10 protein-coding genes are annotated in these 7,460 nt (G+C 44.0%); all 10 read left to right on the top strand.

Annotation, left to right across the window (positions count from 1 at the left end; genetic code table 11):
• Positions 1-488 precede the first annotated feature (488 nt).
• Complete coding sequence (locus ACCI51_RS19185; RefSeq protein ID WP_371845039.1) at positions 489-920, top strand: hypothetical protein; 432 nt, start codon at positions 489-491, stop codon at positions 918-920.
• 103 nt (positions 921-1,023) lie between these two features.
• The gene (locus ACCI51_RS19180) at positions 1,024-1,311 is read left to right on the top strand and encodes a DUF7716 domain-containing protein (RefSeq protein WP_371845038.1); all 288 of its coding nucleotides are present in this window, start codon (positions 1,024-1,026) and stop codon (positions 1,309-1,311) included.
• A gap of 912 nt (positions 1,312-2,223) precedes the next feature.
• Positions 2,224-2,541: a hypothetical protein gene (locus ACCI51_RS19175; RefSeq protein WP_371845037.1), complete on the top strand. Its 318-nt coding sequence runs from the start codon at positions 2,224-2,226 to the stop codon at positions 2,539-2,541.
• A gap of 228 nt (positions 2,542-2,769) precedes the next feature.
• A complete protein-coding gene (locus tag ACCI51_RS19170) occupies positions 2,770-3,666 on the top strand; it encodes a hypothetical protein (protein ID WP_371845036.1) in 897 nt (298 codons plus the stop codon).
• Between the two features lie 96 nt (positions 3,667-3,762).
• On the top strand, positions 3,763-4,332 hold the full coding sequence (gene petA / locus ACCI51_RS19165) for a ubiquinol-cytochrome c reductase iron-sulfur subunit (protein WP_371845034.1): 570 nt from the start codon (positions 3,763-3,765) through the stop codon (positions 4,330-4,332).
• A gap of 97 nt (positions 4,333-4,429) precedes the next feature.
• The gene (locus ACCI51_RS19160; RefSeq protein WP_371845033.1) at positions 4,430-4,750 is read left to right on the top strand and encodes a hypothetical protein; all 321 of its coding nucleotides are present in this window, start codon (positions 4,430-4,432) and stop codon (positions 4,748-4,750) included.
• Positions 4,751-4,807: 57 nt separating this feature from the next.
• Positions 4,808-5,362 (top strand): HD domain-containing protein, encoded by a 555-nt coding sequence (locus ACCI51_RS19155; RefSeq protein WP_371845032.1) that lies wholly within the window; start codon positions 4,808-4,810, stop codon positions 5,360-5,362.
• Positions 5,353-6,135: a hypothetical protein gene (locus tag ACCI51_RS19150; protein WP_371845031.1), complete on the top strand. Its 783-nt coding sequence runs from the start codon at positions 5,353-5,355 to the stop codon at positions 6,133-6,135. The genes ACCI51_RS19155 and ACCI51_RS19150 overlap by 10 nt, the downstream gene beginning before the upstream one ends.
• Positions 6,136-6,292: 157 nt before the next feature.
• On the top strand, positions 6,293-7,153 hold the full coding sequence (locus ACCI51_RS19145; protein WP_371845029.1) for an IS4 family transposase: 861 nt from the start codon (positions 6,293-6,295) through the stop codon (positions 7,151-7,153).
• A gap of 69 nt (positions 7,154-7,222) precedes the next feature.
• Positions 7,223-7,460 (top strand): hypothetical protein (locus ACCI51_RS19140; protein ID WP_371845028.1); only part of this gene is annotated, 238 nt, incomplete at its 3' end.

The raw sequence follows: 7,460 nt of genomic DNA, 5'->3' as shown, positions 1-7,460 counted from the left end.
CCAATGACCAGTGTTTATGTCACCACCAAAACCCTGCAAACCGATGGCGGCGGAGTGGTAAATATCGCCGACCATGTGGCTGATTTAGTGGCGAGCTGCATTGTTGAAGTGGCCAACTGCCTGGCCGTGCATAGCTCTATTGCGGCTATTGCGATTCCGAGTGGGTAATACTGGCCGTTATTTTCAGTGGTGGATTGGGCGTATCGCCGGTGCGAAGGCCCGAATTATAGAGCCATGGCTGACATCCACAGAAAGTCCCCCCTAACTTATTGATTTAATTATAGGTAAAATGTGTTCAAGAGCGGGAGGTTGAACCCAGCGACTTGAGCCGATGGCTCACTATCTCTGGTTACTATTTGAACGAATAGTCTATAACCTAGCGCAATTAAAGGCTTTTCTGTCGAGCTTGGAAGCTCCATCCCAGAAATAGTGGCCAAATGGATAGTGAGCCACTGGCTCTTTAATAAACTGTTATGGTAAGTGAAGTTATGGATCAGATTGAACTTTCTAAGAAGATAGAAGAGCTTCTTTTTCCGTTATTGAAGGATCTTGGTTACGAATATTTTGGAGTAGAAGATATTTCAACCCAGGCAATACCTAAATGGCTGAAAGGAACATTTAAAAACACCTGCGTTGCTAGATCAGTTGAAATTGGATATATCCCTAAAGGAGTAGGGGCAAGAGAAGTATTAAAATGTCACATATCAGATCTAAATTTCAGCCCAAACGATTTCGACTATACATCTACTAATCAAATGTCAGTGCCATCACAAAAAATTTCCGAGTTAGATGGAAATCTTAATTACAGAGTCAGTATTACTTTAAGCGCAATAGCAAAAGAGCTAAAAGAAAGCTTTAACGAGGTGCTCACAGGTAAGATGTTTGAAACGGAACATATGGACTGGCAAGGTTTGAAGTAGTGAGTAGCCATAACAAGTGCCGGCACAATCGCGCACTTCGTGCGCTGGACTCGCAACAAGTTGCTCGCCTGTGCGGCGGGCGTTAACCCTCTTGAGTCCGAAGATGAAAGGTGTTCTAAAAGAGATCATTGACAACGTAGAGTCCCTAGAATGGGATCATGATTTATACGTTGCAGAAGGCGAGTTGTCACTCGATAGCCCGGCAGCTGTAATCGAGGACGATGGAGTTAGCGAAACATTCGAGGGGTTGCAGTATTTTCTGTCAGTCCAAGATATTCAGTCTGCTGTAGAGAATCTACGTACCCAAATAAGCAATCCAAACTCTGGTCAGGTTCTGGAGGCCATTAAGCACTATCACGCTTATGATGCCTTCATCCAGTTCCAGGGTTAACAAGTCAATGAACTACGCGCCTTCGGCGCCCGACAGCTTATACTCCGCTTCGCTGCGTTCCAGCTGCGGGTTATTGAAGCGTTATGTTTTAGGTGAATAATGTTCATAGGTACTGAGTTTCAAAAGTGGTGTGTTCTTTTAGTGCTCGCGTTAGTTGGGAGCGCTGTAGCGTATAGCTTTCCTCATCCAAACGATCCTATTCGCCCGTACCTATTAGTATTACTATCTCTAATGTTTGCGAAGCATTGGTTAGAGTATCTACTGTTCCTACCAATAACTGGCCTCAATGGGCTATATATACCAACTCAAGAGAGAGGAAAAAGGCGTAATTTTTTCATTTTCACAATAGTTGCGTATTTGATTCTAATGGTTTGGCTGGTTTTATATGTATATCAAGCGTAATAACATAACAAACAAAGGCAGCATCGCCCTGCGGGCTGGACGCGCTAACGCGCGCCGCTGCTTTGGGCGTTAGTTTTCCTCAAGGAGTGGCGAAATAAATATACGGAGAATGGACTACAAGCTTGGGAAGGAGAGCAAGCTATTTAAGGTCCTCGTACTTAAAGAGATTCGTAAGCTTCAATTGAAATCGCTAATTCAAAGGTTTGCTACACGCGAAGCCAAAGCGATTCGGCGGAGTTCCTGATCTATTTAAAGCTAGAAAACTGCCGATACTAAAGTCTTACTATGTAAATAATGGGGTATATATTTGGCCTCGCCCTCGGTAAAGTGAGATCAGGTACAGTGGACTCAAAAACTAACAAGCGCAAGCAGAATGCTCCGGCCCTTCGGGCCTCCGCGGGACGCCCAATACTATGCACCTTTTGTGCTGGTCACTGCGTTTCCAGTTTCGCACAAAAAGTGCATAGTATTGGTCGCCCCTGTTGCGGGCGTTATGTTTTGGTATGAGCTATGGCGATATCTAAAAAAGGATCTAGAAAAATTATCGTTGATTCGGTCGAGTACCGCTGGACTATCCGAAGTAAACCTACGTATAGCCAAGGTGCTTTTGGCGATGACATGACAGCGGCAGTTGAGCTAGCAGAGTGTCCTGGTCAGGTGTTATCCATTACGTTTCCGTGGATACGCTGCGATAGCTGGATAGGAAACCTTGAAAAACCTGTAACTCCTAAAGATATTGAGGCAAGTATCCAAACGGCACTGCAAAATGGCTGGCGCCCGGAGCTAAAAGGTAGCGCTTTTAAATGTGTGCACGAAGCAAAAACATAACAAAGCCAAGCACGAACGCCAGCAAAGCTGGCTGGACCTCCATTTCGGGGCTTTGCCCCTACATTACGGCCCGTGTTGGCGGCGTTAAATGTCTGAATCAACCACGTAGAGATTATGAAATGGTTAGCATCCTATTTGTATTGAGCCTTGTGTGCATGGTCGTTTGCCTAGCAATCGCACGGAAAAGGAATCTGAATCGAGTTTTATGGGTTGTCTTGGGAGGGCTTTTTGGCCCAATTGCAATACCGTTTGCTCTTTTTCTACCAAGCAAGCAGGATTGAGAAAATGCCTCTGTTACAAATTTTATGGAGGAAATGCTGTTATGCATGTTTCGCCATGCTAGTTCTTGTCCTATCTACGGGTTGCGATAATTTTTCTCCGTTAGAGGGTCATTCACCCGTAGAGGACGAATTTAGCAAGTTAGCTGCTGATGAGCGCATTTTGTTCAAGCCAGGCATGGAGGAAAATGCCCTACTCGTTCAAAAAATCCTAGATGATCAAATCAAACTAATTGAGGGTGTGCATGACAAGCCTTTCTCGAAAAAGGTAACCGTCCATATTTGCGATACCCGAGAATGCTTTAACTCATACACTGGTTTAAAAGGGGGTATTCTTGCTGCTGTAACTTCAAACGGCCTATTCCTCTCATCCTACGTGATTTCAAACGAGGACTATCCCATTTGGTTGGCACATGAGTTGTCGCACCTACACCTATTCCAGCAGGTCTCAATATTCAAAGCCACATTTATACCTCAGTGGTATCACGACGGTTTAGCAGCCTTTGCGTCTAAAGGTGGCGGTGCTACTCGTGTCAGTAAAGAGCAGGCCCTAGCTTCTATTCGCTCAGGGAACCATATCGTTGCGGCAGACAAAGGGGCATTTTTTAGCACACGCTGGCCACTGAATTATCCGCCCTCCGAAGATGCTTGGACGCAGCAGCATATGAACTATCGCCAAGCATCGTTATTCTATGAGTTTATTCACCCACGAGGGGGTATAAAGTTACTTCGGGCTATAGAACATGGAGAGAAATTTGGTAATGCATTCTTGTCTGTGTATGGGAAAACACCGGAAGAAATGTTTCGGCAGTTTAAAGCAGAAATTAGTCCAAATGAATCGCAGTAAAGCATTTAACAAATGGCGGCAATTCGCACGCTGCGCGTGCCGGATTCAGCACTACGTGCTTCGCCGTTGCGCCAGGCGTTAAAAGGCTAAATGGATATGAGCCAACGAAGAAGATTTCTTAAATATTCAGTCATCAGCCTATTCGGGTTTGGGGTTCTTAGCTCTTTTGTTCCATTTGTTAAATCATGGAATATAAGGAAGGGACGAATAAGAGAATTTGATGTAGAGGTTGATTTAAGTCGCCTCAAGGAAGGTGAACTTATTCGAACTGAATGGATGGGTAAACCCATTCATATCCACAGAAGAACTGCTGAAGATTTAAAGCTCTTAGATAAGCCATCTCCAGACCTTAGGGACCCAGATTCAGAAGAGTCTACCCAGCCTATGTCTGCAAAAAATAGATATAGGTCTATTAACCCAAATATCTTTGTATCTGTACCTCTATGTACACATTTAGGCTGTGAGGCCGCCCCTAGATTTGATGCCGGCGCAGTAGATTTAGGTGGTGATGAATGGCCTGGGGGCTATTTCTGCCCGTGCCACGGTAGCAAATTTGATGCTGCAGGCAGAGTTTTTAGAGGCCTTCCAGCACCAGTCAATATGGAAGTTCCTCCCCATGATTACAGAGATGGGAAGCTAATAATAGGACTTGGCCATGAGGCGTAGCCTTTTAACAAGCGCAGTCACCCGGACAAAACTTCCGCTGCGTTCCAATTTTGCTCGGTGCTGCGGGCGTTAGCTATACCAAAAAGACGATTGAACAATGGAAGAGTTGCTAAATAGTTTAGATAAGTTGGTAGTGGAGCATAATCTTGAGTCGCGAGCCTTTAAGGGAGCGAAAGAGTGGTCTTCATCCGAAGACTTTGATATTGATACTTCAATAACCAGTAAATTTAAGTACGATTTTCATGCCCATAAACTTTGTTTTAGACATGAATTTAGACTAACTCCATACATAGAAACTTACCTTAATATCACTCTCGATGAAGTGGAAGTTGGTTATTACTGTTGGGTTTCTGATTTAAATGGTGAAGCTCTGGATGATATGTTGGTTATAACTGATAACGAGTTAAAGTATAGCTGACAAGTGGCAGCAACCCCGCTACGCAGTTGATGGCGGGTTTAACAGTTTAGAGGACGTATGGAGCTAGCAACAGGACAGGACGCATTTGATCTTATAAAGACTCTAGGTGCTCCAGAACATCTTCAGATGCACGTTACTCTTGTAGGCGAGGCTGCCGATCTGGTTCTAGGCGCGTTATCTGATTTGGGAGTTTCTGTTGAATCAGAGTTCGTGAGGATGGGTGTAGCACTCCATGACATCGGAAAAATCATTCACACTCACGAAATGACTGGTCCTGGCTCTGAGCATGAGCCAGATGGTGAAGCCCTATTGCTAGAAAAAGGTGTATCCCCCAGATTAGCAAGGTGTTGCATGTCACATGCTCGCTGGCAGGAAATGGAATGCTCTCTTGAAGAACTCCTTATAGCTCTCTCAGACAAGCTATGGAAGGGTAAGAGAGTTGAAGAGCTTGAGCTATTGGTTATAGATCGCATAGCTCAACTACAGTCGGTGGATCGGTGGCACATATATGAGATGCTAGATTCGCTATTTGAGTCAATTGCAGCTGATGGCGATATCCGTCTAAATCGGAGCGTTAGCCCCTTCTGGCGCAGAGACACAGAATGGATATAGATTCTAAATCGATAAAAATTATAAAAGCCAAGTACTGGAAAAATGGCTGGATAGATTCAAGCAAAAGGAATTTATCTGACTCAGATGCAGAGCACCTTTCTATCCATCATTGGAATTTGGGTTCGGCAAAGCTTAGTCATGACCAAATAATCGGCGATGTAGTCTCAAAATCTAGAAATGTGAGTTTAAAGGAATGTGCAGCGCTGTTGTCACAGTCGCTTTCAACAAGGAAGGTACAAGATCGCTCATTTATTTCTTCTGTGGCTCAAGCTGTAAATATGCCAAATCACTCGCACACCGAAAATGGCCCATGTCCGATATGTGGTTTATATAAGGAATCAGAGATAGATCAAGATGTCCTGCTGTTTGAAAAATTAATGTGGGGCGGTGTTCGTTTAACTCAAATAGAATATGTTTGGTTTGATCTGAAACTGATGAATAGAAATAACCTCCAGGAGGCCAACTGCGAGGACCTTATCCATCTTGTAATGGATTTCGAGAAAAGGAATGACAAACTGTCAGCTTCAAAATTTGCCGCATCTCTGAAAGAAGTTAAAGGTAATAAATCTGAGCGTGAAATTCTCTGTAGTATATTGGGTGTTTGCAGCATTCTTCAGCATCCTGAACATACAGGGTTTCTGATGCAATATTGGCCGGCAAATGAGCGGCAATTACCGAATCAGCACTTTATCGATTTAGCATGGCCTTATTGTTGGTACAACAGCAGCTTTGGTATTAACAAGAACGCATTGGAAACACTAACCAATAAATAGGGCTAAAAAAGTGCTGTTAGGGACAAATCTACGCTTCGCTCCGGTTTGCCCCAGAGCGCGGCGCTAAGTTTTATACACAAATTCTTCTGATCTTACTATAAGAATCAATGAATTACAGTTTTGACGTAGTAAGAGTTACAGATTTGGCTGAATAATTATGCAGGACTGGTGTAGGGACGAAGTAAAAAATCAGGTTATGGGTGACACACGTTTGAATAAGCGCTTGTCTAATATTCTCAGTAATTTTAGTTCTGATCCAAAGAATAGTATTCCCTGCGCAAACAAAACTTGGGCAGAAACGTTTGGGGCTTATCGCTTTATCGAAAATGATAAAGTCAACTTTGACTCTATTATGAGCGGTCATAAATCGGTAACTCTTGAGAGAATCAAGGCGCAGCCCGTTGTTCTTACTCCTCAAGATACTTCCTTTCTAAATTTTGCCACTGACCTAGAAAGTAAAGAGATGGGAACACTTCGGTGGAAAGGGACCAATCAGCAACTTTTGCACACCCCCATCGCTATAACACCATCGAGAGTTAATCTGGGTGTTGTTGAGGGCAGTATGTGGCAGCGAGGCAAGGAATCAAGCGCGAATTCTCGCTATACCAAGTCGATAAAGGATAAGGAGAGTCGACGCTGGCTAGACCATTACGAATCTGCTTGTCAGATACAGGAGCGCTGTCCTGAAAGCACAATTGTGAGTATTGCTGATAGAGAGGTTGATATTTATGAGTGGTTTCAACTGGCGGAAGATCAAAATGAACAGCGTCGTGCGAGCTATATCATTCGAGCCAAGGCCAATCGCACCTTAGAGGTCGATGGAGAAGAAACGGCTTTGCTTTGGGATCATATGAATGAACAGAAATCTATTGGTCAATACACAGTAGATATTCCCAAGCGAAATGGAGCGCCTGGAAGAATAGCCAAAGTCGAGGTATCCACTACTGAGGTACGGTTACTAGGAAAAGAAAAATCTAAACGACCACACAAGTTTGTCAACGATCGCCCTTCGGGCTGAACCGCTAAAAGCGTGGCTTCGCCACAACGCGGCCCGTTACAAAGGCGTTATGTGATTTGAGAGAACACAATGAAAGCCTTATCATTTTTAATAGTCCCTTTGGTGCTTTCTTCAATTAATAGCTTTGCTTCGGAAGCAAACCCAATTACGCAGATCGACAAACTTTTAAAAAGGCATGTGGACGAAAAAAGAAAATCCGCAAATCTGGCCGGACTTGGTGCGATAGTCATTCAGGACAGCAAGGTCATTGGACTTTCGGTTAGCGGCGAGCGTAAAAAAGGCGATGGTGTTCTCGTCTCACAGCAGG

The organism is Microbulbifer echini (assembly GCF_041447225.1).
Taxonomy (GTDB): domain Bacteria; phylum Pseudomonadota; class Gammaproteobacteria; order Pseudomonadales; family Cellvibrionaceae; genus Microbulbifer; species Microbulbifer echini.
This window is presented reverse-complemented; position numbering and strand designations above follow the sequence as displayed.

Coding starts and splice junctions, on each gene's coding strand:
- ACCI51_RS19180 (WP_371845038.1), top strand. CDS start 1,024: ATGAAAGGTGTTCTAAAAGAGATCATTGACAACGTAGAGTCCCTAGAA.
- ACCI51_RS19155 (WP_371845032.1), top strand. CDS start 4,808: ATGGAGCTAGCAACAGGACAGGACGCATTTGATCTTATAAAGACTCTA.
- ACCI51_RS19150 (WP_371845031.1), top strand. CDS start 5,353: ATGGATATAGATTCTAAATCGATAAAAATTATAAAAGCCAAGTACTGG.
- ACCI51_RS19160 (WP_371845033.1), top strand. CDS start 4,430: ATGGAAGAGTTGCTAAATAGTTTAGATAAGTTGGTAGTGGAGCATAAT.
- petA (WP_371845034.1), top strand. CDS start 3,763: ATGAGCCAACGAAGAAGATTTCTTAAATATTCAGTCATCAGCCTATTC.
- ACCI51_RS19145 (WP_371845029.1), top strand. CDS start 6,293: ATGCAGGACTGGTGTAGGGACGAAGTAAAAAATCAGGTTATGGGTGAC.
- ACCI51_RS19175 (WP_371845037.1), top strand. CDS start 2,224: ATGGCGATATCTAAAAAAGGATCTAGAAAAATTATCGTTGATTCGGTC.
- ACCI51_RS19185 (WP_371845039.1), top strand. CDS start 489: ATGGATCAGATTGAACTTTCTAAGAAGATAGAAGAGCTTCTTTTTCCG.